Here is a 24737-nt window from a genome sequence, read left to right as displayed (position 1 = left end):
CTTGACCCAGACCATCGCTCCCAGAGTCCGCACGCTGGTGCTGCTGTTCCTGGCCGTCGCCGGCGCGCTCCTCGCCGCCGCCGGCCCGGCCTCCGCGCACGCCGCGCTGACCGGCAGCGACCCCGCGCAGGGGGCGGTGGTCGACAAGGCGCCCACCCAGGTGTCGCTCACCTTCTCCGAGCAGGTCGCGATGAGCGGCACCTCGCTGCGCGTGCTCGACCCCAAGGGCACGCGCGTCGACAGCGGCGAGCCCTCCAACGTCAGCGGGACGACGTACGCCGTGGGGCTGCACTCGGGGCTGCCCGACGGCACGTACACCGTGACCTACCAGGTGGTGTCCGCCGACAGCCATCCCGTCGCCGGCGCCTACACCTTCTCCGTCGGCGCCCCCTCCGAGACCAGCGTGTCGGTGTCCGCGCAGGAGGCCGGCGGCGGGATCGTCGGCGGGCTGTACGGGCTCGGACGGTACGTGTCGTATGCCGGGTTCGTGGTCATGGTGGGCGGCGCCGCCTTCGTGCTCGCCTGCTGGCCGGGCGGCACCGGCGTACGGGCCCTGCAACGCCTCGTCGTCTCCGGCTGGCTCGCGCTCACCTCGGCCACGCTGTTCCTGCTGCTCCTGCGCGGCTCCTACACCGGCTCCGGCAAGCTCGGCGACGTCTTCGACCTCGACCTGCTCGGAGAGGTCCTCCAGACCAAGACGGGCGCCGCGCTGGTCTCCCGGCTGCTGCTGCTCGCCGCCGCCGCGCTCTTCATCGCGGTCCTCTTCGGCGCGTACGACAAGCGGGAGGACGAGGAGAAGCGGGACCTGACCTTCGGGCTCGCCGTCGGCGGAACGGTCGTGGCCGCCGGGCTCGCGGCGAGCTGGGCGATGGCCGAGCACGCCTCCACCGGACTCCAGCCGGGCATCGCGATGCCGGCGGACATCGTCCACCTGCTCGCCGTCGCCGCCTGGCTGGGCGGCCTGTGCGCGCTCCTCACGGCGCTGTACCGGGCGGAGCGGCCGGTGGATCCCTCGGCGGTCCGCCGGTTCTCCCGGGTCGCCTTCGGCAGCGTCCTCGCCGTGGTGGTGACCGGCGTCTACCAGTCCTGGCGTCAGCTCGGCTCCTGGTCGGCCTTCACCGAGACCCGCTACGGGCAGCTCCTGCTCATCAAGATCGGCCTCGTGGCCCTGCTCGTCGGCATCGCCTGGATCTCCCGCCGCTGGACGACACGGCTCGCGGGGACGCCGGGTGAGGGAGAGAAGCCGACCGGGAAGTCCGAAGCAGCGTCCGCCGAGGCGGAGAAGGCCTCGGACGAAGAGGCTTCGGCTCAAGAAACGTCGGCCGATGCGGCGTCAGCCGAAGCGGACCAGGAGGCGGCAGCCGACGCCCCGCGGACGCCCACCCCAGTGGGCAAGGGCACGGCGAAGGCGTCCTCAGGCAAGGCGAAGGCCGCTTCCGACGCCGGTGACTCCCAGCGGGCCGCGCAGCTCGTGCGGCAGCAGGCCGCCGTGGACGCCACGCGGCAGAAGCGGATCCGCGACGCCGACCCGAACCGCTTCGGGCTGCACCGCTCGGTGCTGGCCGAGGCAGGCGTCGCCGTCGTGCTGCTCGCCGTCACCACCGCGCTGACGTCCACGGAGCCCGGCCGCACGGAGCTGGAGGCGAAGGCCGCGACGGCGGCCGTCTCGTCGGCGGACGCCGCGGGAGCCCTGACCCTGGACATGTCCTTCGACACCGGCACCGCCGACGGCAAGGGCGTCGTCAGCGTCGACATCGACCCCGCGCGGACCGGCGCCAACGAGATGCACGTCTACGTGACCCGCCCCGACGGCCGCGCCTTCGACGTCCCCGAGGTGAAGGTCGCCTTCACCCTCGAAGCCAAGAGCATCGGGCCGTTGCCCGTGACCCCCGAACACGTGACCACCGGCCACTGGTCGGCGAGCGGAGTGCAGATCCCCGTGTCCGGCGAATGGAAAATCGCCGTGACCGTGCGGACCTCCGACATCGACCAGGTGACCGTCTCCAAGAACGCGCAGATCGGCTGAACCGCACCATGCCCGAACAGTCCACCCCGGTGGCCCCCACCCCCGAGACGTCACCCGAGACGTCCTCCTCCGACGGGAAGGCGTCCTCCTCCGAGGGCGTGACCCGGCGCAAGCTGCTCGGCACCGCCGGCGCCACCGGGCTCGTGCTCGGTGCCGCGGGCGGTGCCGCCGGCTATGCCGCCGCACCCGCGCAGGCGACACCGCTGTCCTCGATCGGGTCGCAGCAGGCGATGTTCCACGTGAAACATCAGCCCGGCATCACCCAGGGCCTCCAGGCCCGCGGCCATCTCGTCGCCTTCGATCTGGCGGCCGGCGCGGGCCGCAAGGAGGCCGCCGCGCTGCTGCGCCGCTGGTCGGAGACGGCCCGGCGGCTGATGGCGGGCGAGGCCGCCGCGCACGACGACACGGACGTGGCCCGGGACGCCGGCCCGTCCTCGCTGACGGTCACCTTCGGTTTCGGCCACAGCTTCTTCGCGCGCACCGGCCTGGAGAAGCAGCGTCCCGTCTCCCTGGACCCGCTGCCCGCCTTCTCCTCCGACCAGCTCGACAGGTCCCGCAGCGAGGGCGACCTGTGGGTACAGATCGGCGCGAACGACGCCCTGGTCGCCTTCCACGCCCTGCGCGCGATCCAGAAGGACGCGGGCGGCGCGGCACGCGTGCGCTGGCAGATGAACGGCTTCAACCGCACGCCGGGCGCGACCGCCCACCCCATGACGGCCCGCAACCTGATGGGTCAGATGGACGGCACCCGCAACCCCAAGCCGGCCGAGGCCGACTTCGAGAAGCGGATCTTCGTGCCGGCCTCGGGGTCGAACGACCCGGCCTGGATGGCCAACGGCTCCTACGCCGTCGTACGCCGGATCCGGATGCTCCTCGACGACTGGGAGAAGCTGGCGGTCGCCGCGCAGGAGCAGGTCATCGGGCGCCGCAAGGCCGACGGCGCGCCGCTGACCGGGGGCTCGGAGACGACCGAGATGGACCTGGAGAAGACCGACGCCAACGGTGATCTCGTCGTCCCGCTCAACGCGCACGCCCGGATCACCCGCCCCGACCAGAACGGGGGCGCGGCGATGCTGCGGCGGCCGTTCTCGTACCACGACGGCATCGACGCGGACGGCACGCCGGACGCGGGCCTGCTCTTCGTCTGCTGGCAGGCCGACCCGTTGCGCGGCTTCGTCACGGTGCAGCGCAAGCTGGACCGCGGGGACGCCCTGTCGAAGTACATCCGGCACGAGACGAGCGGGCTGTTCGCCGTGCCGGGTGGGGCGGGCGAGGGGGAGTATGTGGGGCAGCGGCTGCTGGAGGCGTGAGACGGGCCTGCGGGGCGCGCCGAGGGCGAGGCCACGACGGCGGTGAGGTCACGCCGGAGGCGAGGTTACGCCGGTTCACCCCACTGAGGGGTCGGCATGAGACAGGGCCGCCCGACCGCGCAAGGCCCATTAGGGTGAGGTCATGCCAGCGAGCTACGCCTATCTCGGCCCCGAGGGCACCTTCACGGAGGTCGCCCTGCGCACGCTTCCCGAAACGGCCACCCGGCAGTTGGTCCCGTACGTGTCCGTGCAGTCCGCGCTGGACGCGGTGCGCACCGGCGAGGCCGAGGCCGCGTTCGTGCCGATCGAGAACTCCGTCGAGGGCGGCATCACCACGACCCTCGACGAGCTCGTCGCGGGCACACCGCTGATGATCTACCGCGAGGTGCTGCTGTCGATCACCTTCGCGCTGCTGGTCCGCCCCGGCACGAAGCTCACCGACATCAAGACGGTCACCGCGCATCCCGCCGCCCAGCCGCAGGTGCGCAACTGGCTGAAGGCCAACCTCCCGGACGTCACCTGGGAGTCGGCCGCCTCCAACGCCGACGGGGCCCGGCTGGTCCAGGAGGGCCGCTACGACGCCGCCTTCGCGGGCGAGTTCGCCGCCGCCCGGTACGGTCTCGAGGCCCTGGAGACCGAGATCCACGACGCGGAGAACGCCCAGACGCGGTTCGTGCTGGTGGGCCGGCCGGCCCGGCCCGCGGCGCCGACCGGGGCGGACAAGACCTCCGTGGTGCTGTGGCAGCGCGACGACCATCCGGGAGGGCTGCGCGATCTGCTCGGCGAGTTCGCGACCCGCGGCATCAACCTCATGGTGTTGCAGTCCCGGCCGACCGGCGCCGGCATCGGCAACTACTGCTTCTGCATCGACGCCGCCGGCCACATCACCGACCGCCGCATGGCCGAGGCGCTGATGGGGCTGAAGCGGATCTGCCGTGACGTGCGGTTCCTCGGCTCGTACCCGCGCGCGGGCGTGGTGGCGGCGGACGTGCCCGCGCCGCTGCCCGGGACCTCGGACAGCGAGTTCGTCGGGGCCGCCGACTGGGTGGCGCGCTGCCAGGACGGCCGCTTCTAACCTGCCGCCGGTTATCCACAGGCGTTATCCACAGGTTGGCTTCTCGACCTGGGGACAAGTCGACATCGATGGGTCATCCGGTCGACAAATCGCCCTACAGCCCCCAAGGGCGCGCACCGCTGTGCACGTCACCCTTAGTCCACCTGTTTCCTTCGATCAATCCTTTGGGGTTACCCATTTCCACTCGAAAGTGGGGGTGCAGTCGACGCGGAACGGGAATTCCGCACCCTTCGACCGCCCTTCGGAATGATCGATTCCCATGTCCACAGATCTTTCGCACAGCCTGTGGATAACCTTCCGCCACCCCCGCCCCCTGTGGACAACGACAGCCCAAGTCGCGCTCATCGCAGGGAAGTCGGGTCAACGCACCGCCCGCAGCCTGGCCCGTCCCAGGGAGTGAGACACTTTTCCCTTGACGCGCCCGGCAATTGGCTCATAGCGGGCCGTAAGCCGTGAATCGGGACCCCGGGGAATAGTGAGTCGTGAGGGGTCACCCCGCACCGGTAGCCTTGACCACGTGATTGACCTTCGCCTGCTCCGTGAGGACCCCGACCGTGTGCGCGCGTCCCAGCGCGCCCGTGGAGAGGACGTCGCGCTCGTCGACTCCCTCCTGTCCGCCGACAAGCGGCGCAGGTCGTCCGGCGTCCGCTTCGACGAGCTCCGCGCCGAGCAGAGGCAGCTCGGCAAGCTCATCCCCAAGGCCTCCGCGGACGAGAAGGCCGAACTGCTGAAGCGCGCCGAGCAGCTCAAGGGCGACGTCAAGGCCGCCGACGCCGAGCGCGACGCCGCCGACGCCGAGACCCAGGAACTGCTGCTCCGACTCGGCAACCTCGTCCACCCCGACGTCCCCGTCGGCGGCGAGGAGGACTTCGTCACGCTGGAGAAGCACGGCGAGATCCGCGACTTCGGCGCCGAGGGCTTCGAGCCAAAGGACCACCTGGAGCTCGGCCAGATCCTCGGCGCGATCGACGTCGAGCGCGGCGCCAAGGTCTCCGGCTCCCGCTTCTACTTCCTCACCGGCGTCGGCGCCCTGCTGGAGCTGGCCCTGGTGAACGCGGCGATGGCGCAGGCGACGGCGGCCGGCTTCACGCCGATGCTGACGCCCGCCCTGGTCCGCCCCCAGTCCATGGCCGGCACCGGCTTCCTCGGCCAGGCGGCACAGGACGTCTACCACCTCGACAAGGACGACCTCTACCTCGTCGGCACCTCCGAGGTCGCGCTCGCCGCGTACCACATGGACGAGATCATCGACGCGGACAAGCTGCCGCTGCGCTACGCGGGCTTCTCCCCCTGCTTCCGGCGTGAGGCCGGCTCGCACGGCAAGGACACCCGGGGCATCTTCCGCGTGCACCAGTTCGACAAGGTCGAGATGTTCACCTATGTCACTCCCGAGGACTCGCAGGCCGAGCACCAGCGCCTGCTGGAGTGGGAGAAGCAGTGGCTGACCTCGCTTGAGCTGCCGTTCCGCGTGATCGACGTCGCCTCCGCCGACCTCGGCTCCTCGGCCTCCCGCAAGTTCGACTGCGAGGCGTGGATCCCGACGCAGGGCAAGTACCGCGAGCTGACCTCCACCTCGGACTGCACCGAGTACCAGTCCCGCCGTCTCCAGATCCGCTTCCGTGACGGCAAGCAGGTCCGCCCGCTGGCCACGCTCAACGGCACGCTGTGCGCCGTTCCGCGCACGATCGTGGCGATCCTGGAGAACCACCAGCAGGCCGACGGCTCCGTGCGCGTGCCCGAGGTGCTGCGGCCGTACCTCGGCGGGCGTGAGGTCCTGGAGCCGGTGGCGAAGTGAGCGAGGGCTTCCCCTACCGGCTCATCGCCACCGACCTCGACGGAACGCTGCTGCGCTCCGACGAGTCGATCTCGCGGCGCACCCGTGAGGCCCTCGTCGCGGCCACCGAGGCGGGGGCGGCCCATATCGTCGTCACCGGCCGCTCGGTCCCCTGGACCCGGCACATCCTCGACGACCTCGGCTACGACGGTCTGGCCGTCTGCGGCCAGGGGGCCCAGGTCTACGACGCCGGCGCGCACCGCCTGCTGACCTCGGTCACCCTGGACCGGCAGCTGGCCGGTGTGGCGCTCGCCAAGATCGAGGCGGAGGTCGGTCCGCTGTACCTGGCGGCGAGCCGCGACGGGCTGGACGGCGACGTCCTGGTCGGGCCCGGTTACGCGGTCACCGGCAAGCTCCCGGCGACGCCGTTCACGGACGCGTCGGACCTCTGGTCGGCCCCGCTGAACAAGATCTACATCCAGCACCCGGAACTCTCCGACGACGAGCTCGCCGAGGCGGCCCGCCGGGCCGCGGGCGGCTTCGTCACCGTCGCCATGGCCGGCGCGGGCATCGTGGAACTCCTCCCCCTCGGCCTCTCCAAGGCCACGGGCCTCTCCCTGGCCGCCCGCCGGCTGGGCCTCAAGGCCGCCGACACGATCGCCTTCGGCGACATGCCCAACGACATCCCGATGTTCGCCTGGGCCGCCCGAGGCGTAGCCATGGCCAACGCCCACCCGGAACTGAAGGCGGTGGCAGCCGAGGTGACGAAGTCGAACGAGGAGGACGGCATCGCGGTGGTCCTGGAGAACCTCCTCGGCTGAGGCCCCGATTCCAGGGGGCGCGGGGAACTGCGCGACCAGCCACGACCCACCCGCACCCGAACGACACCAACCGGGTCCGGGACGGGGCGGCCTCACGCGAGAGTGACATCGCGTGCTCGAAGCGGCCGCCCCCGGCAGCTCCCCGTGCGGAACGGGCTCGGACGGAGAGGTCTACTACTCCGGAGCCCGCCGCAGGCTGCCATGACGGGAGCCGGACGCAGTGCCGTGCATGGGCATCGTCCCGCTCCCTTCCCCGGTACCGGACGCCGGCCCCTCGCCGGCGCTGCGGACACGACAACCATGCCCGGCGGACGAGTCGGACGCCACCGAATAAAACACCCGTACGACCAGAACGCCCGTACGACGGACTACCGGCGCCGCCATCTCCATCGGCGCGCCTTGCTGAAGAACCAGCCGGCCGGCGGCTCGTCGGACCGCCACGGCTGCGGCTCGGGCGCCTCGGCCCGCCAGCGGGCCGCGAGCATCCGGGCGCGGGCGGACGGCTCGGACGTCCCGGCGGCCCGTATGAACTCCTCGTCCAGGACGAGGTCGTCCCAGGCCGCGTCCGAGCCCTCGTCCCCGGCCGGCCGCCGGCCGTCCTGACTCCGTCCGCCCCCGTGCTCCGCCGTCTCGTCCGCCATCGCCGTCCTCCCCTCAGCCCTTACGCCCGTGTCCTCTTCGCGTCTCTTCGCAACCGTTCGCCCAGTGTGCCGGGACCGAGGTGAAGCCCCTGTCAAGAACCACCCCGGCACCTGGCCTACTCCTCGCCGGCCAGCGTCAGCGCCCGCAGCTTCTGTCCCGCGAACCAGGTGGCCAGCACGGTCACCGCGGCCAACAGGACGGTCGCCGTGGTCAGTCCGACGTCGGAGCTGATCAGATCACCGCCGGCGACCTTGTCGGCGACGGCCAACGACCACTGCTGGACGCTGAGCGTGCGCGCACCCGGCACCAGGGAGCCGAACAGGGTCTCCCAGACGAGGGCGTAGACCAACCCGAAGACCACCGCGTGCCGCGACACCGTGCCCAGCAGCAGGAAGAGCGCGGCGTAGGCGATGGAGGAGACCAGCGCGGCCACCGTGTAGGCGACGGCGATCTGCTGGCCGTTGCCGTTGAGGATGAAGCCGGCGATCAGCGTCGGCAGCGCCGAGAACACCATCGTGACCGCGATCGCCACGATCAGCTTGGTGAAGATGATCGTCGGCCGCTTCAGCGGCTTGGACAGCAGGTACACCACGGAGCCGTCGTCGATCTCCGGGCCGATCGCGCCCGTGCCGGCGATGACGCCGATGATCGGCACCATGGTGGCGAGCGCGAGCCCGCCCAGCAGGTCGGACGCCGTCTGATCGTCGGCGCCGGCGAGGGCGCGCACCAGTACCGAAATCACGATCAGCAGCAGCGGCAGCGCGCCGAGGATGAGGGCCCGGCGACGGCCGAGCAGGGCTCGATAAGTGAGCCGGGCGACGGTGGGGTCGTACATCTTCGGCCTCCTACGCCGCGACAAGATACGAGAAGACGGACTCGAGGGACTCGTCGGACGGCGAGACCGTGAGCAGGCGGATGCCGTGCTCGCGCGCCACCCGCGGCAGCAGGGTGGTGAAGCGCCCGAAGTCGACGGCCTGCACGCGCAACGCGCCCTCGGCGACGTCGACTTCGATGCCGGACGTCGACGGATCGGCGATCAGCGCGGCCGCGAGGGCGCGGTCGTCGCTGGAGCGCACCAGATAGCGGTGCGGGCGGTCGGTCATCAGACGGCGGATCTTGCGGAAGTCGCCGCTGGCCGCGTGCCGTCCGGCGACGACGACCTCGATGTGCCAGGCGAGTTGCTCGACCTCTTCGAGGATGTGCGAAGAGAACAGCACGGTGCGGCCCTCGTCGCCCATGCGCCGCAGCAGCTCCATGAGCTGCATCCGCTGGCGGGGGTCCATGCCGTTGAACGGCTCGTCGAGCAGGAGGAGCGAGGGGTCGTGGACCAGCGCCGAAGCCATCTTCACGCGCTGCCGCATGCCCTTGGAGTACGTCTGGATCTTGCGGTTCTGCGCGTACTCCATCTCGACCGTGGCCAGCGCCTTCTGGGCGGCCTTGGCGCCCAGACCGTGCAACTCGGCGTTGGCGACGACGAACTCGCGGCCGGTGAGGAAGTCGTACATCGCCTCGCGCTCGGGGACGATGCCGATGTGCTTGTAGATCCCCTCGTTGCGCCAGACCTGCTGTCCGTCGAGGGTGACGGTGCCGGTGGAGGGCGCGAGGAACCCGCCCATCATGTTGATGAGGGTGGACTTGCCGGCGCCGTTGGGGCCGAGCAGACCGGTGACGCCGGGCCCGATGGACATGGTGATGTCGTTGACGGCGACCACGTTGCCGAACCAGCGGGAGACGTGGTCGAGGGAGAGCGTGGTCACAGGCCCACCTTCCGGTAGCGGCGCATCAGGAGGCCGTAGCTGGCGGCGATGAGGCCCAGAGCGACCAGGACGTACACCACGCCCTCGCCTTGGGAGGGGCCGATCCCGCCCGGGAAGGCGGAGGAGGCGCCGAGGAACGCCGACTGCACTCCGTCGACCAGCGTGATCGGCGAGAACAGGCCGATCCACGGGGTCGCGCCGGTGCTGCCCTGGGCGTCGGCGATGGCCTGGAGGGTGGAGACCGCGCCGTAGGAGATGGTCAGGACGGCGATGACGGCGGCGATGCCGAAGCCGCGGCGCGGGGTGACCGCGGCGATGACCAGGCCGAGGCCCGCGAACAGCAGGGAGAGCAGGGTCACGGAGACGAGTCCCTGGGCGAATCCCTTGGTCTGGTCGGCGAAGTCGAGCTTGGCCAGCAGGGCGCCCACATAGAGCACCAGCAGGGGTGCGGCGGTGAGGACGAACAGCGCCGAGGCGAGCGCGGCGAACTTCGCGCGCACGTAGTCGGCGGTCTCGATCGGCCGCGAGAAGTACAGCGGAACGGTCTTGAAGCGCAGATCGCGCGAGACGGACTGGGGCGCCTGCGAGGCGACGAACAGGCTGATGACGGCCTGCATGACGACGGCGTAGCCGGTGTACTCCAGCGGGAGCTTGTTCGCCTTGGTGGCGACGGCGACGGCGACCATGATGGCCGCGGGCACGCACATCACCACGAACAGCAGCATCGGCAGCACCTTGGACTTCACCGAGCGGCCGAGGCCGTAGGCGCCGCGCAGGGACTGCGAGTAGAGGGAGCGGCGGGCGTAGGAGCGGCCCAGGCGGGGGCCGTCGTAGCTGCGGTAGCCGATGTTGTGGATGCGGGTCTGGTCACCCGGGAGGGTGGGTGCGGGATGCTCAACCGCCATGGCCGACGGCCTCCTTCCGTTGTGCGTCGCTGTCCGTGAAGACCTCGGAGATGTGGTGGCGGCGCTGTTCCATGCGCACCAGGCCGAGGCCGAGGTCGGCCACCAGGTCCCGCACCAGGTCGTAGGTCTCCTCGCCCCGGGCGGTCAGCAGCAGGATGTGGCCGGCGCCCGGCAGGCCGCTGTCGGCGTCGAGGACGTCCACCCCGCGCGCGTGGAGCGCCTCGCGGACCGCGCGGGTGCCGTCGGGGTGCTCGTCGGAGTCGGTGACCTCGATCGCGAGGGTGGTCGTGGTCTGCGTGAAGTCGGTGGTGGAGCTGGAGCGCAGCAGCTTGCCGCCGTCCACGACGACGACGTGGTCGCAGGTGCGTTCCAGTTCGCCCAGCAGGTGGGAGGTGACCAGGACCGAGATGCCGAAGTCGGTGTGGATGCGGCGGATCAGGCCCAGCATCTCGTCGCGGCCGACCGGGTCGAGGCCGTTGGTCGGCTCGTCCAGGAAGACCAGCTGCGGGTCGTGGACGAGGGCCTGGGCGAGCTTCACGCGCTGCTTCATGCCGGTGGAGTAGCCGCCGATGGGGCGGTAGCGCTCCTCGTACAGGCCGACATGGCGCAGGGTGTCCGCGGTGCGCTCGCGTGCAGCGGTCGGCGGCAGGCCGGACATGCGGGCCATGTGCACGACGAACTCGGTGGCCGAGACGTCGGGCGGCAGACAGTCGTGCTCCGGCATGTAGCCGACGCGCTCGCGGATGGCGGCGCCCTTGGTGGCGACGTCGAGGCCGAGCACTTCGGCGCGGCCCTCCGAGGCGGGGGACAGACCCAGCAGGATCTTGATCAGTGTGGACTTGCCGGCTCCGTTGGCTCCGACGAGTCCGGTGACACCGGGCCCGACGTCCACGGACAGCCGGTCGAGCGCGGTCACCCGGGGGAACCGCTTGCTCAGGCTTTCGGTAGCGATCACAGTCACGTCTCCGACATTAGTGACGAGCGCCACGTGGGTCGTCAGACCGCAGAGCCGTCTTCGCCTCAGACTCCAGATGTACGGGACCGTAGGGGATCCCCTGCCTGAGAGCTACGGGAGACGGTGGCTCCCAGCGCGGCGGCCGCCCTATTGACGATCCTTCTAACGACTGTCAGATTCGGCGGCGTCACCTTACGGACACGTACCGCGGCGGAGGGGGAGCGACGATGCTGGAGGGTGCGCGCGAGCGCGGGGTGCGGACCGGCGGGCTCGAGTTGCGCGTGGCCGAGCTGGGCGATCCCGGGCGGCCCACGGTCGTGCTGGTGCACGGCTATCCGGACAGCAAGGAGGTGTGGTCCGAGGTCGCGACGCGCCTCGCCGACCGCCACGGCTTCCATGTGGTGCTGTACGACGTCCGGGGGCACGGTCGGTCCACCGCGCCTCGGCCGCTGCGGGGCGGGTTCACCCTGGAGAAGCTGACGGACGACTTCCTGGCGGTCGTGGACGCGGTCAGCCCGGACCGGCCCGTGCACCTGGTGGGGCACGACTGGGGCTCGGTACAGGCCTGGGAGTTCGTCACCGTCGAACGCACCCGGGGCAGGATCGCCTCCTTCACGTCGATGTCCGGCCCCTCCCTCGACCACTTCGGCCACTGGATCAACCGGCGTGTCTCCCGGCCCACTCCGCGCCGGGTGGGCCAACTCCTCGGCCAGGGAGCCAAGTCCTGGTACGTCTACCTGCTGCACACGCCCGCGCTGCCCGAACTGGCCTGGCGCGGACCGCTGGGCAGGCGGTGGCCGGGCATCCTGCGGCGGCTGGAGCGGGTCCCCGGCGGCGACTACCCGACGTCCTCGCTGCCCACGGACGCCGCCAACGGGGCCTGGCTGTACCGGGACAACGTCCGGGCGCGGTTGCGCCGCCCGCGCGACGACGCCCACGCGCATGTGCCCGTGCAGCTCATCACGCCCTCGGGGGACGCGTATCTCTCGGAGCGGCTGTACGACGAACTGGAGCAGTGGGTACCGCGGTTGACGCGCCGGACGCTGCCGGCAAGGCACTGGATCCCGCGGACGCGGCCCGACCAGGTGTCGTCCTGGATCGCCGACTTCGTCACGTCGGTGGAAGGCGCGCCGGACGGAGGGAGCGACGGCGTGGACACAGCCGACCGCGGCGACGTCGCCCGATACGCCGAACGCTTCGGCGGGCAGCTCGTGTTGGTCACCGGAGCGGGCAGCGGCATCGGGCGGGCCACGGCGCTCGCGTTCGCCGCGGCCGGTGCGCGGGTGATCGCCGTCGACCGGGACGCGGAGAGCGCCGCCCTGACCGCCGACGCGGCCTTGTCGGCGGGAGCGGCGGAGGCGTGGGCGGAGACGGTGGACGTCTCCGACGAGCCGGCGATGGAGAAGCTCGCGGCGAAGGTCCACGGCGAACTCGGCGTGGTGGACGTGCTGGTGAACAACGCGGGCATCGGTCTGTCGGGCTCCTTCTTCGACACGACGCCGGACGACTGGCGCAAGGTCCTGGACGTCAACCTGTGGGGCGTCATCCACGGCTGCCGTCTCTTCGGACGTCGGATGGCCGAGCGAGGTCAGGGCGGCCATATCGTCAACATCGCCTCCGCTGCTGCCTTTCAGCCGCTGAAGTCCTTGCCCGCCTACGGCACGTCCAAGGCGGCGGTCCTCATGCTCAGCGAGTGCCTGCGCGCCGAACTCGCCCGTCAGGACATCGGCGTCACGGCGATCTGCCCCGGGGTGGTGAACACCGGTATCGCGACGACGGCCACCTTCGTCGGGGTGGACCCGCAGGAGGAGCAGCGCCGCCAGAAGAAGGCCGCACGCGCGTACCGGCTGCGCAACTACCCGCCGGAGAAGGTCGCGACGGCGATCTTGAAGGCGGTCGTCCGCGATGAAGCGGTGGTCGCGGTGACGCCCGAGGCGAGGGCGGCGCGTGCGCTGTCCCGGTTCGCTCCCGGGGTGTTGAGGGCCTTGGGCCGTATCGAGCCCCGTCTGTAGACGCGTTGGGTCCCCTGCATTCAAGTGGGGCGCGGGCTGCCGCACTTGCCCAAGCGGCCCTCCTCGTCCCTCACTTGTCCACAGAAGCGCCAATTCCGCTGTGGATAAACGCAGTTGCTTGTGGACCAAACCTCCGCCGCAAAACGAAATGCGTGATCCACGTCTCTCGCGTCATGCTGAGCGGATGGACGAAAGACGCACCGTGAAGGTGTCGAAGTACCTCTCGAAGCACCTGCGCCACCAGCCCGCCCGGATCGGCCTGACCCTCGACGAGGGCGGCTGGGTCGAGATCGAGACGCTGATCGCGGCGGCCACGGCCCACGGGTTCCCGTTCACCCGGGACGAGCTGGACCACGTCGTGGCCGCCAACGACAAGAAGCGCTTCGCGATCGAGGGCGCCCGGATCCGCGCAAGCCAGGGTCACAGCGTCGAGGTCGACCTCGGTCTGGCCCCGGCGGCCCCGCCGTCGTACCTCTACCACGGCACCGTCGCCCGCTCCCTGGACGCGATCCGTGCCGAGGGGCTGCTGCCCATGAACCGGCACGACGTGCACCTCTCGGCCGACCGCGAGACGGCGACCCGCGTCGGTGCCCGCCGAGGCCGCCCGGTGGTCCTCTCCGTGGACGCGGGCGCGATGCACCGCGACGGCCATGTCTTCCACGTCAGCGCGAACGGGGTGTGGCTGACCAAGGCCGTCCCGCCGCGCTATCTGAGGTTCCCGGACAGACACGCACAGTGACCGTTTCACGTGAAACACAGTCGTCCGCATACGCTCGATGACATGAGCCTGCGTCTGAGCACTGTGATCCTCCCGTACCGCCGCTGGAGCGAAGGCGGCCGTTCGGCGTGGACGCGCGCCGAGCAGCTCGGCTTCCACACCGCGTACACCTACGACCACCTGTCCTGGCGCACCTTCCGCGACGGACCCTGGTTCGGCGCTGTCCCGACGCTGACCGCCGCCGCGTCCGTCACCGACCGGATGCGTCTCGGCACGCTGGTGACCTCGCCGAACTTCCGGCACCCGGTGACCCTCGCCAAGGAGCTGATCTCCCTGGACGACGTCTCCGGCGGCCGTGTCACCCTCGGCATCGGAGCGGGCGGCACCGGCTTCGACGCCACCGCCCTCGGCCAGGAGCCCTGGTCCCCGCGCGAGCGGGCGGACCGCTTCGCCGAGTTCGTGCCCCTCCTCGACCGGCTGCTCACCGAGGACTCCGTGTCCTTCGAGGGCGACTTCTACTCGGCGCACGAGGCACGCAACATCCCCGGCTGCGTCCAGCGCCCCCGGCTGCCCTTCGCCGTCGCCGCGACCGGACCGCGCGGGCTGAAGCTGGCGGCCCGGCACGGCCAGGCCTGGGTGACCACCGGCGACCCCAGGCTGTTCGAGAACGGCACCCCCGAGCAGTCCGTCCAGGCCGTCCACGGCCAGCTGGAGAAGCTCACGGACGCCTGCGTGGCCCTCGGGCGGGACGTGAACTCCCTCGACAAGATCCTGCTCACCGGCTTCACCCCGGACCGCGGACGCCCGCTGGAGTCCCTGGACGCCTTCGTCGACTTCGCCGGCCGCTACCAGGAGCTCGGCTTCACGGAGCTCGTCCTGCACTGGCCCATCCCCGACTCCGACTTCGCCGCGGACCAGAAGGTCTTCGAGCAGATCGCCATGGAGGCCCCGGCGCAACTGCGCTGACCTCGACGGTCCCGGCCCGGACCTCATCCGTGCGGACCCCCGCACGGCCGTGCGAGCGTGTACGCGAGAATGGCGCGGTGACCTCAGCGACTCGACAGCCCGAGACCCCGTCCGCAGCCACCCCGCCACGGCTGATCGCCACCGATCTGGACGGCACTCTCCTGCGCGACGACAAGTCGGTCTCCCCGCGGACGGTCGCGGCTCTCGCCGCCGCCGAGGAGGCCGGCATCGAGGTCTTCTTCGTCACCGGCCGCCCGGCCCGCTGGATGGACGTCGTCAGCGAACACGTCCACGGGCACGGCCTGGCGATCTGCGGCAACGGCGCCGCCGTGGTCGACCTGCACGGCGGCCCCGGCGCCCACCGGTTCGTGAAGGTCCGCGAACTGGCCCGGGAGAACGCACTGGACGCCGTGCGGCTGCTGCGCGAGGCCGCGCCGGGGACCATGTACGCGGTCGAGCAGACGTACGGCTTCTACCAGGAGCCGGAGTACCCCAAGATGCACATGGAGATCCCCGACGCCCTGGCCCCCGCCGAGCAGTTGCTCGCGCCGGACGCGCCGGGAGCCGGCGAGCCCGTGCTGAAGATCCTCGCGTTCCACCCCACGCTCGACCCGGACGCGTTCCTCACCGTGGCCCGGCTGGCCATCGGCGACCGAGCCAACGTCACCCGCTCCAGCCCCACCGCCCTGCTGGAGATCAGCGGCCCGGACGTCTCCAAGGCCAGCACGCTGGCCCTGTGCTGCGCCGAGCGCGGCATCTCACACGAGGAGGTCGTCGCCTTCGGCGACATGCCGAACGACGTCGAGATGCTCACCTGGGCGGGCCGGTCGTACGCGATGGGCAACGCGCACCCGGACGTGGTCGCGGCGGCCTCCGGACAGACCGTCGCCAACAACGACGACGGAGTCGCCGTGATCGTCGAGGAACTGATCGCCGAGCGGCTCCGCGCCTCCGGCCAGGACCAGTAGCCGGTCCGGGCTCAGCCCACGGGCGCCCCGCGTTCCGCCAGCCAGGGAACCGGGTCCACCGCGGAGCCCGTCTCCGGGGTGACCCGCGCCTCGAAGTGCAGATGCGGCCCCGTGGAGTTGCCGCTGGTGCCGGACTGAGCGATCCACTGCCCGGCGTTCACGCTGTCGCCCTGGTCGACGGCGACGGCCGCGAGATGGGCGTACTGGGTGTAGTAGCCGTCGGCGTGTTCGAGCACGACCTCGATGCCGAACGCGCCCCCGCAGGACACCCGCACCACACGGCCCGCGCCCACCGCCCGGACCGGCGTCCCGATGGGCACCGCGAAGTCCTGCCCGGTGTGCCGGCTCACCCAGCGCTCGCCCCCGCTGCCGAAGCTCGCCGACAGCGCGTACCCCTCGACGGGCGTGACCCACGCGCCGACGGGGGACGCCGGTTCCTGGTCGAGCCGCACCGCGCCGCGGCACGAGCCGGCGGCGACCGAGGCGTCGGCCTCCCCCTGCAACTCCCATCGCGCCCGTTCCAGCTTCTGCTCGATGTCCGCCTTCAGCGCGGCGAGTTCGGTCGTGCGCCGCTCCAGCGCCTGCCAGGCCGCTGCCGCCTTCGCCTCGTCGGCCGCGAGCCGCGCCTCCGCCTTCCTGCTCTCGCCGATGGCGTCGTCGACGTCCCGGCTCATCCGGGCGAACGCCTGCTGATGACGCATCACCGCGTCCGGATCACTGGCCAGCAAGAGGTGCGCCGCGACCGGCAGCCCGCCGCCGGCACGGTACTGGGCACGCGCGATACGGCCCAGCTCCTCCCGCAGCGCGTCGATCTCCTGACGCCGGCCGGCCAGGAGCGCCTCCAGCCGCTGGACCTCCGCCCGCTGCGCCTCCGCCGCGGCCCGCCCGCTCTCGTACATCTGCGTGGCCACGGCCGCGTCCTCGTACAGCCGCGCCACCTGCACGCTGATCCCGATTTCCGCGCCGAGCCCGTCACCGACGGGCTCGCCGGTGGATATGGGGCCCGCCGCGATCACCGCGGGCACACACAGCAGGACCGGGACGAGCAGCAGACGACGGCGAGATGAGCGCATGTCAGCGATCGTGTCCCGGCCGCCCCGTGCGGGTCCTGTTCAAGTCGTACGCCTGGGGGACCGGACACCACGAACGGCCCAGCGGCGCGATCTCGCCGCTACCGCGCCCCGACCAGCGTCTCCGCCGCCGTCTCCCGCTCGATCATCTCGCGCAACGGCCCGTCGGCGACGGCCAGCTCCGCGTACCCACCGCGCTGCACGACCCGTCCCTCGTTCAGGACGAGCACCTCGTCCACGGCCTCCAGCCCGGCCAGCCGGTGGGTGATGAGCAGCGTCGTACGCCCCTCGGTGGCGGCCAGCAGGTCCGCGGTGAGCGCGTCGGCGGTGGCCAGGTCGAGGTGTTCGGCGGGCTCGTCGAGCACCAGCACGGGGAAGTCGGCGAGGAGCGCGCGGGCCAGCGCGAGCCGCTGCCGCTGCCCGCCGGAGAGCCGGGCCCCGTGCTCGCCGACGAGCGTGTCGAGACCGTCGGGCAGGCTGTCGGCCCAGTCCAGCAGCCGGGCCCGAGCCAGCGCGTCCCTCAGCTCGTCCTCGGTCGCGTCCTTCCGCGCCAGCAGCAGGTTCTCGCGGACCGAGCTGTCGAAGAGGTGCGCGTCCTGCGCGCACAGCCCGACGAGCCGCCGCACGTCGTCGCCGTCCAGGGCGTAGGCGTCGACGCCGCCGAGCGTGTACGCGCCCGTGTCCGCGTCCAGGAACCGCAGCAGCACCTGGGCGAGCGTCGTCTTGCCGGAGCCGGAGGAGCCGACCACGGCGATCCGGCGCCCCTGGTCCAGGGTCAGGTCGACCCCGGCAAGGGCGTCCCGGCCCTGCCCGGCGTGCCGTGCGCGCAGCCCCTTGACGACGAGCGGGAACGGAGACGCGGGCGCCTGCCGGGGCCGCTCCGGCTCCCGCACCGGCTCGGGGGAGTCCAGCACCTCGAACACCCGCTCCGCGCTCCTGCGGACCCGCTGGCGGTACTGGACCGCCGACGGCAGCCCCAGGACGGCCTCGAAGGCGGCCAGCGGGGTGAGGACGACGACGGCCATGGTCACGCCGCCCAGTCGCCCCGCGCCGACGGCCTGGGCGCCCACGAGCGCGGAGGCGGCGACGGTCAGCCCGGACACGAGCGCGATCAGCCCCGCCCCGAGCGCCGTGGCGGTGGCGGAGCGTGAGGCGATCCGCGTGAGCACCGCGTCCGCGGCGCGCACCTCGGCGGTCCGGGCGGGCAGGGCGCCGGCGACGGCCAGTTCGCCGGTGCCGGTGAGCAGATCGGCCGCGCGGGTGGCGAGTTCGCCCCGGGCGGGGGCGAGCCGACGTTCGGCACGGCGCGCCACCGCGCCGGTGATCAGCGGGACGCCCACCCCGGCGGCGAGCAGGCCCGCCGCGAGGACGGCGCCGGCCTCGGGCAGCAGCCACGCCGTGAAGGCGACGGACCCGGCCGAGACGACCACGGCGGCTCCGGCGGGCAGCAGCCAGCGCAGCCAGTAGTCCTGGAGGGCGTCCACGTCGGCGACGAGCCGGGTCAGCAGGTCGCCCCGGCGCGTGGTGCGCAGCCCCGCGGGGGCCAGCCGCTCCAGCCGCCGGTACACGGCGACCCGGGTGTCGGCGAGCATGCGGAGCACGGCGTCGTGCGAGACGAGGCGCTCCGCGTACCGGAACACCGCCCGCCCGATGCCGAAGGCCCTGGTCGCCGTCACCGCCACCATCAGATAGAGCACGGGCGGCTGTTGCGAGGCGCGGGAGATGAGCCAGCCGGAAGTGGCCATGAGCCCGACCGCGCTGCCGAGGGCGAGACTGCCGAGCAGCAGGGCGAGACCGAACCGGCCGCGCCGTGCGCCCGCCATGTCCCGGACCCGGGCGAGGACTCCGCCTCCGGCCGCGGGCAGCCGGGCCCCGGACTCGTCCGCCCCGGTGCGCTGTGTTTCGATGTCGAGGCCGTCACGCAGGTCGTCCGCCCGTCGGTCCACCCCGGCCCGCGCCGGCCGCGCGGCGGGCTCGACGGCGTCCAGCCGGACCACCCGGTCCGCCACCGCCAGCAGCGCCGGCCGGTGCACGACGAGCAGCACCGTCCGCCCCTGCGCCAGCCGGCGCACGGCCGCCACGACCTCCGCCTCGGTCTCCCCGTCGAGCGCGGCCGTCGGCTCGTCCAGCAGCAGCACGGGCCGGTCGGCGAGGAACGCCCGGGCCAGGGCGAGCCGCTGCCGCTGCCCGGCGGAGAGCCCCGCGCCGGCCTCCCCGAGCACCGTCCGGTCTCCCTCGGGCAACGCGTCCACGAACTCCAGCGCCCCCGCGTCCGCCAGCGCCCGGCGCACGGCCGTGTCGTCGGCGTCGGGACGCGCCAGCCGTACGTTCTCGGCGATCGTCCCCGCGTACAGGTGCGGATGCTGCGGCACCCAGGCGATCCGGGACCGCCACTGCTCCAGGTCGATGTCCGCCAGGTCGGCTCCCCCGACCCGTATGCGGCCCTCGACGGGACGTACGAAGCCCAGCAGCGCGTGCAGCAGGGTCGACTTGCCCGCGCCGCTCGGGCCGACGAGGGCGACCGTCTCGCCCGGCTCTGCCGTGAGGGACACGTCGGACACCGCGGCGGCCGGCCGTCCCGGGTAGCGGACCGTCACGCCGTCGAAGGCGATGCCGCCCGCCGGCGCCGTGCCCGTGCCCGACGCCGGAACCGGCGTCTGGAGCACCTCGAAGATCTCCTCGGCCGCGGCGAGGCCCTCGGCGGCCGCGTGGTACTGCGCGCCCACCTGTCGCAGCGGCAGATACGCCTCGGGTGCCAGCACCAGGATGACGAGGCCGATGTACAGGTCCATCTCGCCGTGGACGAGCCGCATACCGATCGTCACGGCGACCAGGGCGACCGACAGCGTCGACAACAGCTCCAGTGCGAACGACGAGATGAAGGCGATCCGCAGCGTCCGCATGGTGGCCCGCCGATACTCACCGGTGATGCGCCGGATCGAGTCGGCCTGGGCCTTGGCCCGCCCGAACACCTTCAGCGTGGGAAGCCCCGCGACCACGTCCAGGAAGTGCCCGGACAGCCGGGAGAGCAGCCGCCACTGACGGTCCATCCGCGACTGCGTCGCCCAGCCGATCAGCACCATGAAGATCGGGATCAGCGGCAGGGTGCCGACGATGATCGCGGCAGACACCCAGTCCTCGGTCACGATCCGCGCCAGCACCGCCACCGGCACGACGACCGCGAGGCCCAACTGCGGCAGATAGCGCGAGAAGTAGTCGTCGAGGGCGTCCACCCCGCGCGTGGCGAGAGCGACGAGCGAGCCGGTGCGCTGTCCGCTGAGCCAGCCGGGACCGAGCAGGGTCGCCCGCTCCAGCAGACGCCCGCGCAGCTCCGACTTCACGGCGGCGCTCGCGCGGTGCGCCGCGAGTTCGGTGAGCCACGAGACCGTTGCCCGGCCGGCCGCCACGACCGCCAGAAGCACCAGAGGGGTACGGAGTTCGGCGATCGACAGCCCGTGCTGGAACGCGCCGACCACCACCTCCGCGATGAGCATCGCCTGAGCGATGACCAGCGCCGCTCCGACGACACCCAGTCCGACGACCGCCACCAGGAAGAGGCGGGTGGCCCGGGCGTAGCGGAGCAGACGCGGGTCGATCGGTTTCACGTGAAACACACCCTCTTCTCACGGGGCTTGTTTCACGTGAAACAAGCCCCAACTCGGACTCAGTGCACCGACTCGGCGATGTGCTGCGTGCCGATCCGCTTGCGGAACACCCAGTACGTCCACCCCTGGTAGAGCATCACGATCGGCGTGGCGATCACCGCGCACCAGGTCATGATCTTCAGGGTGTACGGGCTCGACGAGGCGTTGGTCACCGTGAGACTCCAGTCCTCGTTGAGCGTGGACGGCATGACGTTCGGGAAGAGCGTCAGGAACAGCATGGCCACGGCGGCCACGATGGTGACGCCGGACAGCGCGAACGACCATCCCTCGCGCCCCGCCTGGTTGGCCACGAGCGCGGCGACCAGGGCGGCCACCGCCACGACCATCGCCACGAGGCTCTTGCCGTCACCGCCGTCGACCTGCGTCCACAGCAGGAAGACCAGCGCGAGGACGGCGGTCGCCAGGCCGACCTTGAAGGCCAGCTTCCGCGCCCGCTCGCGGATCTCGCCGACGGTCTTGAGCGCCGTGAACACCGCCCCGTGGAAGGTGAACAGCGTCAAGGTCACCAGACCGCCGAGCAGCGCATACGGGTTGAGCAGTTCCCAGAGGCCGCCGACGTACTCGAAGTTCCGGTCGAGCTTCACGCCGTGCACGATGTTGCCGAACGCGACGCCCCACAGGAACGCGGGAAGCAGCGAGGTCCAGAAGATCGCGTGCTCCCAGTTGCGCTGCCAGTTCTCCTCGGGCCGCTTGGCCCGGTACTCGAAGGCGACGCCCCGCACGATCAGGCAGACCAGGATGAGCAGCAACGGCAGGTAGAACCCGGAGAAGAGCGTGGCGTACCACTCCGGGAAGGCGGCGAAGGTCGCGCCGCCCGCCGAGAGCAGCCACACCTCGTTGCCGTCCCAGACGGGCCCGATGGTGTTGATGAGCACCCGCTTCTCGGGCCGGTTCCGGGCGAGCAGCTTGGTGAGGACGCCGACCCCGAAGTCGAAGCCCTCCAGGAAGAAGTAGCCGATCCACAGGACGGCGATCAGGACGAACCAGACGTCGTGCAGTTCCATGACTGTGCAGCTCCCTCGGCCTAGTACGAGAAGGCCATCGGCTTGTCGGCGTCACGGGAGTCGCCGCCGATCTTCGTGGGCGGGTTGAGGTCGGCCTCGGTGAGCTCGGGCGGGCCGGCCTTCACGTACTTCACCAGCAGCTTCACCTCGACGACGGCGAGGATCGCGTACAGGGCGGTGAAGACGATCATCGAGGTGAGGACCTCGCCCTGGGAGACGCCGGGGGACACCGCGTCGCGGGTCCGCAGAACGCCGTAGACGACCCATGGCTGGCGGCCCATCTCGGTGAAGATCCAGCCCCAGGAGTTGGCGATCAGCGGGAAGCCGAGGGTCCAGATCGCCGCGAGCCAGTACAGCTTGGTGAGCTTGGGGCTGAGCGCCTTCTTCCGGAACAGCACCACGTGCGGCACCTCGTCGTCGCCGACCCGCAGGTGCTGCGGCAGCATGAACTTCTTGCGGGTCAGCCACAGCCCGGCGAGCCCGATAGTGAAGGACGTCATGCCGAAGCCGATCATCCAGCGGAAGCCCCAGTAGGCGACCGGGATGTTGGGCCGGTAGTCGCCGGGCCCGTACTTCTCCTGCTCGGCCTTGTTGACGTCGTTGATCCCGGGCACGAAGGAGCTGAAGTCGTCCTTGGCGAGGAACGACAGCAGGCCGGGGATCTCGATGGCCACCTTGTTGTGACCCTTGTCGACGTCGCCGTAGGCGAAGACGGAGAAGGGCGCGGGCGCCTCGCCGTCCCACAGGGCCTCGGCCGCGGCCATCTTCATCGGCTGCTGCTCGTACATGATCTTGCCGAGCACATCGCCGCTGACCGCGGTGAGCAGCCCTCCGACGGCCACGGTGACCAGGCCGAGCCGCAGCGAGGTCTTCATGTCGCGGATGTGCTTCTTGCGCAGCAGGTGGAAGGCGGAGATGCCGACCATGAAGGCGCCGCCGGTGAGGAAGGCCGCGGAGAGGGTGTGGAAGGCCTGGGCGAGTGCGGTGTTCTGGGTCAGCACCAGCCAGAAGTCGGTGAGTTCGGCCCGTCCCTTCGCCTCGTTGATCCGGTAGCCGACCGGGTGCTGCATCCACGAGTTGGCCGCGAGGATGAAGTAGGCCGACAGGATCGTGCCGATCGAGACCATCCAGATGCAGGCCAGATGGATCTTCTTGGGCAGCTTGTCCCAGCCGAAGATCCACAGCCCGATGAAGGTGGACTCGAAGAAGAAGGCGATGAGCGCCTCGAAGGCGAGCGGGGCGCCGAAGACGTCGCCGACGAACCGTGAGTAGTCGGACCAGTTCATGCCGAACTGGAACTCCTGCACGATGCCGGTGACGACACCCATCGCGATGTTGATCAGGAAGAGCTTGCCCCAGAACTTCGTCGCTCTGAGGTACTTCTCGTTCTCCGTGCGCACCCAGGCGGTCTGTAGGCCGGCCGTGAGCGCGGCCAGGGAGATCGTCAGTGGCACGAACAGAAAGTGGTAGACGGTCGTGATGCCGAACTGCCAGCGCGCCAGGGTTTCCGGCGCCAACGCCAGGTCCACGTCACCGCTCCTAACTCACGCTTGTGAAAGCGTTCACATTCACAAGCAATTATGACGCATACCCGTTCGACACCCGCACGGCGGGGGGCCCAAACCAGCCAACAGGCCTCTGACCAGCGATGGAGCAGCGCGTCCGAGCACAAGGAAGGGCGCCTCGGTTCCACGTGAAACCAAGACGCCCGACAGCGACCGATCCGCTCAGAGCCGCTCTGCGCGCTGCGGCTCCGCACACGACTCGGGAGTCGGCGCTACATCTCTTTGCGGAACCCCTCCGCCGCCTTGAGGAAGATGTCGTTGGCCTCGGGCTCCCCGATCGTCACCCGCACGCCCTCTCCCGGGAACGGCCGGATCACCACACCGGCCTGCTCGCACGCCGCCGCGAAGGGAACGGTCCGCTCGCCCAGCCGCAGCCACACGAAGTTCGCCTGGGTCTCAGGCACCGTCCAGCCCTGCGCGCGCAGCCCCTCGACCACCCGCGTGCGCTCGCCCACCAGCGAGCCGACCCTCCCGAACAGCTCGTCCTCCGCTCGCAGCGAAGCGATCGCCGCCTCCTGGGCGAGCTGGCTCACCCCGAACGGCACCGCCGTCTTGCGCAGCGCCGCCGCCACCGGCTCATGGGCGATCGCGAAGCCCACCCGCAGCCCGGCGAGCCCGTACGCCTTGGAGAACGTCCGCAGGACGCAGACGTTCGGCCGCTCGCGGTACAGCTCACAGCCGTCCGGCACCTCGAGGTCCCGGATGAACTCACGGTAGGCCTCGTCCAGGACGACCAGCACGTCACCGGGCACCCGGTCCAGGAACCGCTCCAGCTCGGCCCGCTTCACGACGGTGCCCGTGGGGTTGTTGGGGTTGCAGACGAAAATCAGCCGGGTCCGGTCGGTGATCGCGTCCGCCATCGCGTCCAGGTCGTGCACATCGCCCTGCGTCAACGGCACCTGCACCGCGGTAGCACCGCTGATCTGGGTGATGATCGGGTATGCCTCGAACGACCGCCAGGCGTAGATCACCTCGTCGCCGGGGCCCGCGGTCGACTGCACCAGCTGCTGCGCGACGCCCACCGATCCGGTGCCGGTGGCCACGTGCGAGGCGGGCACGCCGAAGCGCTCGGCGATCTCGTTCACCAGCCCCGTGCAGGCCATGTCCGGATAGCGGTTGAAGGACGCGACGGCGGCCGAGACGCTCTCCAGCACACCGGGCAGCGGCGGGTACGGATTCTCGTTGGAGGACAGCTTGTAGGCCACGGGGCCACCGGACGCGGCCGACTTGCCCGGCTTGTAGGTGGGGATACCCTCCAGCTCAGCGCGCAGCTTGGGGCTCGTCTCGCTCACCGCAGTCCTCCTCGTGACCACCACCGGCTTCAATACTGCTCACCTTATGAGGATTGGGCGGGCGTGCGGGAGACCCTGTCCTCAGGCGCGAACTCTCGTCGGCCGCCCCCGTCCGCCGGTATCTGCACGAAGCCGTACGAAGGTGAACGAATCAGGGGCGCGCCTCGCATATATCTGTGCGCCGGTGGCTCGCGCCGTGGCGCGCATCCCTC

The 24737-nt window shown here is 71.3% G+C and carries 19 protein-coding genes; 9 read left to right on the top strand and 10 right to left on the bottom strand.

Annotated elements, in window-relative coordinates:
* Position 1 precedes the first annotated feature (1 nt).
* The 5 genes from ACFYX4_RS25775 to ACFYX4_RS25755 all read left to right on the top strand — a co-directional run bounded on the left by ACFYX4_RS25775 (position 2) and on the right by ACFYX4_RS25755 (position 7006).
* Positions 2–2026, top strand: coding sequence for a copper resistance CopC/CopD family protein (locus tag ACFYX4_RS25775; protein WP_389337875.1), 2025 nt, complete (start codon positions 2–4; stop codon positions 2024–2026).
* An 8-nt stretch (positions 2027–2034) separates the two neighbouring features.
* Positions 2035–3336, top strand: coding sequence for an iron uptake transporter deferrochelatase/peroxidase subunit (gene efeB, locus ACFYX4_RS25770; RefSeq protein ID WP_389337872.1), 1302 nt, complete (start codon positions 2035–2037; stop codon positions 3334–3336).
* Positions 3337–3478: 142 nt separating this feature from the next.
* A complete protein-coding gene (pheA, locus tag ACFYX4_RS25765; protein WP_389337869.1) occupies positions 3479–4411 on the top strand; it encodes a prephenate dehydratase in 933 nt (310 codons plus the stop codon).
* Positions 4412–4928: 517 nt separating this feature from the next.
* Positions 4929–6206: a serine--tRNA ligase gene (gene serS / locus ACFYX4_RS25760; RefSeq protein ID WP_389337866.1), complete on the top strand. Its 1278-nt coding sequence runs from the start codon at positions 4929–4931 to the stop codon at positions 6204–6206.
* Positions 6203–7006: an HAD family hydrolase gene (locus ACFYX4_RS25755; protein ID WP_389337863.1), complete on the top strand. Its 804-nt coding sequence runs from the start codon at positions 6203–6205 to the stop codon at positions 7004–7006. Before serS ends, ACFYX4_RS25755 begins: the two co-directional genes overlap by 4 nt.
* Before the next feature lie 368 nt (positions 7007–7374).
* Here the strand turns inward: ACFYX4_RS25755 and ACFYX4_RS25750 are convergent, their stop codons facing one another.
* The 5 genes from ACFYX4_RS25750 to ACFYX4_RS25730 form a co-directional block, all read right to left on the bottom strand.
* Complete coding sequence (locus tag ACFYX4_RS25750) at positions 7375–7647, bottom strand: hypothetical protein (RefSeq protein WP_389337860.1); 273 nt, start codon at positions 7645–7647, stop codon at positions 7375–7377.
* Between the two features lie 116 nt (positions 7648–7763).
* The gene (locus ACFYX4_RS25745; RefSeq protein WP_389337857.1) at positions 7764–8483 is read right to left on the bottom strand and encodes an ABC transporter permease subunit; all 720 of its coding nucleotides are present in this window, start codon (positions 8481–8483) and stop codon (positions 7764–7766) included.
* Positions 8484–8493: 10 nt separating this feature from the next.
* Positions 8494–9405, bottom strand: a complete 912-nt coding sequence (locus tag ACFYX4_RS25740) for an ABC transporter ATP-binding protein (RefSeq protein ID WP_389337854.1) — start codon at positions 9403–9405, stop codon at positions 8494–8496.
* Positions 9402–10310: an ABC transporter permease gene (locus tag ACFYX4_RS25735; protein ID WP_389337851.1), complete on the bottom strand. Its 909-nt coding sequence runs from the start codon at positions 10308–10310 to the stop codon at positions 9402–9404. The genes ACFYX4_RS25740 and ACFYX4_RS25735 overlap by 4 nt, the downstream gene beginning before the upstream one ends.
* Positions 10300–11265 carry an ABC transporter ATP-binding protein gene (locus ACFYX4_RS25730; RefSeq protein ID WP_389338304.1) on the bottom strand — a complete coding sequence of 322 codons (966 nt, stop codon included), beginning with the start codon at positions 11263–11265 and terminating at the stop codon, positions 10300–10302. The genes ACFYX4_RS25735 and ACFYX4_RS25730 overlap by 11 nt, the downstream gene beginning before the upstream one ends.
* A gap of 227 nt (positions 11266–11492) precedes the next feature.
* Between ACFYX4_RS25730 and ACFYX4_RS25725 the strand changes: the two genes are divergently transcribed.
* The 4 genes from ACFYX4_RS25725 (at position 11493) to ACFYX4_RS25710 (ending at position 15929) form a co-directional block, all read left to right on the top strand.
* Positions 11493–13277 carry an SDR family oxidoreductase gene (locus ACFYX4_RS25725; RefSeq protein WP_389337848.1) on the top strand — a complete coding sequence of 595 codons (1785 nt, stop codon included), beginning with the start codon at positions 11493–11495 and terminating at the stop codon, positions 13275–13277.
* A gap of 184 nt (positions 13278–13461) precedes the next feature.
* The gene (locus ACFYX4_RS25720; protein ID WP_389337845.1) at positions 13462–14016 is read left to right on the top strand and encodes an RNA 2'-phosphotransferase; all 555 of its coding nucleotides are present in this window, start codon (positions 13462–13464) and stop codon (positions 14014–14016) included.
* Positions 14017–14058: 42 nt separating this feature from the next.
* The gene (locus ACFYX4_RS25715) at positions 14059–14961 is read left to right on the top strand and encodes an LLM class flavin-dependent oxidoreductase (protein WP_389337842.1); all 903 of its coding nucleotides are present in this window, start codon (positions 14059–14061) and stop codon (positions 14959–14961) included.
* Between the two features lie 77 nt (positions 14962–15038).
* Positions 15039–15929, top strand: a complete 891-nt coding sequence (locus ACFYX4_RS25710; protein ID WP_389337839.1) for an HAD hydrolase family protein — start codon at positions 15039–15041, stop codon at positions 15927–15929.
* Positions 15930–15940: 11 nt separating this feature from the next.
* On the opposite strand, the gene ACFYX4_RS25705 is transcribed toward ACFYX4_RS25710, so the two are convergent.
* The 5 genes from ACFYX4_RS25705 to hisC form a co-directional block, all read right to left on the bottom strand.
* Positions 15941–17002 (bottom strand): M23 family metallopeptidase, encoded by a 1062-nt coding sequence (locus tag ACFYX4_RS25705; protein ID WP_389337836.1) that lies wholly within the window; start codon positions 17000–17002, stop codon positions 15941–15943.
* A gap of 98 nt (positions 17003–17100) precedes the next feature.
* Positions 17101–20604, bottom strand: a complete 3504-nt coding sequence (gene cydD, locus ACFYX4_RS25700) for a thiol reductant ABC exporter subunit CydD (RefSeq protein ID WP_389337833.1) — start codon at positions 20602–20604, stop codon at positions 17101–17103.
* A gap of 59 nt (positions 20605–20663) precedes the next feature.
* Positions 20664–21668, bottom strand: a complete 1005-nt coding sequence (cydB, locus tag ACFYX4_RS25695; RefSeq protein WP_389337830.1) for a cytochrome d ubiquinol oxidase subunit II — start codon at positions 21666–21668, stop codon at positions 20664–20666.
* Positions 21669–21688: 20 nt separating this feature from the next.
* Positions 21689–23197, bottom strand: coding sequence for a cytochrome ubiquinol oxidase subunit I (locus tag ACFYX4_RS25690; RefSeq protein WP_389337827.1), 1509 nt, complete (start codon positions 23195–23197; stop codon positions 21689–21691).
* 248 nt (positions 23198–23445) lie between these two features.
* Entirely contained in the window at positions 23446–24525 is a 1080-nt protein-coding gene (hisC, locus tag ACFYX4_RS25685) for a histidinol-phosphate transaminase (protein ID WP_389337824.1), read from the bottom strand.
* Between the last annotated feature and the right edge of the window lie 212 nt (positions 24526–24737).

The sequence above is a fragment of the Streptomyces sp. NPDC002328 genome, assembly GCF_042890065.1.
In the GTDB taxonomy this organism is placed as follows: domain Bacteria; phylum Actinomycetota; class Actinomycetes; order Streptomycetales; family Streptomycetaceae; genus Streptomyces.
The sequence above is the reverse complement of the archived record's forward strand: the minus strand, read 5'-3'. Positions and strand labels throughout refer to the sequence as shown.

What these genes read in the sequence shown, in the direction of transcription:
- ACFYX4_RS25705 (WP_389337836.1), bottom strand. Translation starts at nt 17,002, where the DNA reads ATGCGCTCATCTCGCCGTCGTCTGCTGCTCGTCCCGGTCCTGCTGTGT.
- efeB (WP_389337872.1), top strand. Translation starts at nt 2,035, where the DNA reads ATGCCCGAACAGTCCACCCCGGTGGCCCCCACCCCCGAGACGTCACCC.
- ACFYX4_RS25745 (WP_389337857.1), bottom strand. Translation starts at nt 8,483, where the DNA reads ATGTACGACCCCACCGTCGCCCGGCTCACTTATCGAGCCCTGCTCGGC.
- ACFYX4_RS25750 (WP_389337860.1), bottom strand. Translation starts at nt 7,647, where the DNA reads ATGGCGGACGAGACGGCGGAGCACGGGGGCGGACGGAGTCAGGACGGC.
- cydB (WP_389337830.1), bottom strand. Translation starts at nt 21,668, where the DNA reads ATGGAACTGCACGACGTCTGGTTCGTCCTGATCGCCGTCCTGTGGATC.
- ACFYX4_RS25735 (WP_389337851.1), bottom strand. Translation starts at nt 10,310, where the DNA reads ATGGCGGTTGAGCATCCCGCACCCACCCTCCCGGGTGACCAGACCCGC.
- pheA (WP_389337869.1), top strand. Translation starts at nt 3,479, where the DNA reads ATGCCAGCGAGCTACGCCTATCTCGGCCCCGAGGGCACCTTCACGGAG.
- ACFYX4_RS25715 (WP_389337842.1), top strand. Translation starts at nt 14,059, where the DNA reads ATGAGCCTGCGTCTGAGCACTGTGATCCTCCCGTACCGCCGCTGGAGC.
- ACFYX4_RS25725 (WP_389337848.1), top strand. Translation starts at nt 11,493, where the DNA reads ATGCTGGAGGGTGCGCGCGAGCGCGGGGTGCGGACCGGCGGGCTCGAG.
- ACFYX4_RS25720 (WP_389337845.1), top strand. Translation starts at nt 13,462, where the DNA reads ATGGACGAAAGACGCACCGTGAAGGTGTCGAAGTACCTCTCGAAGCAC.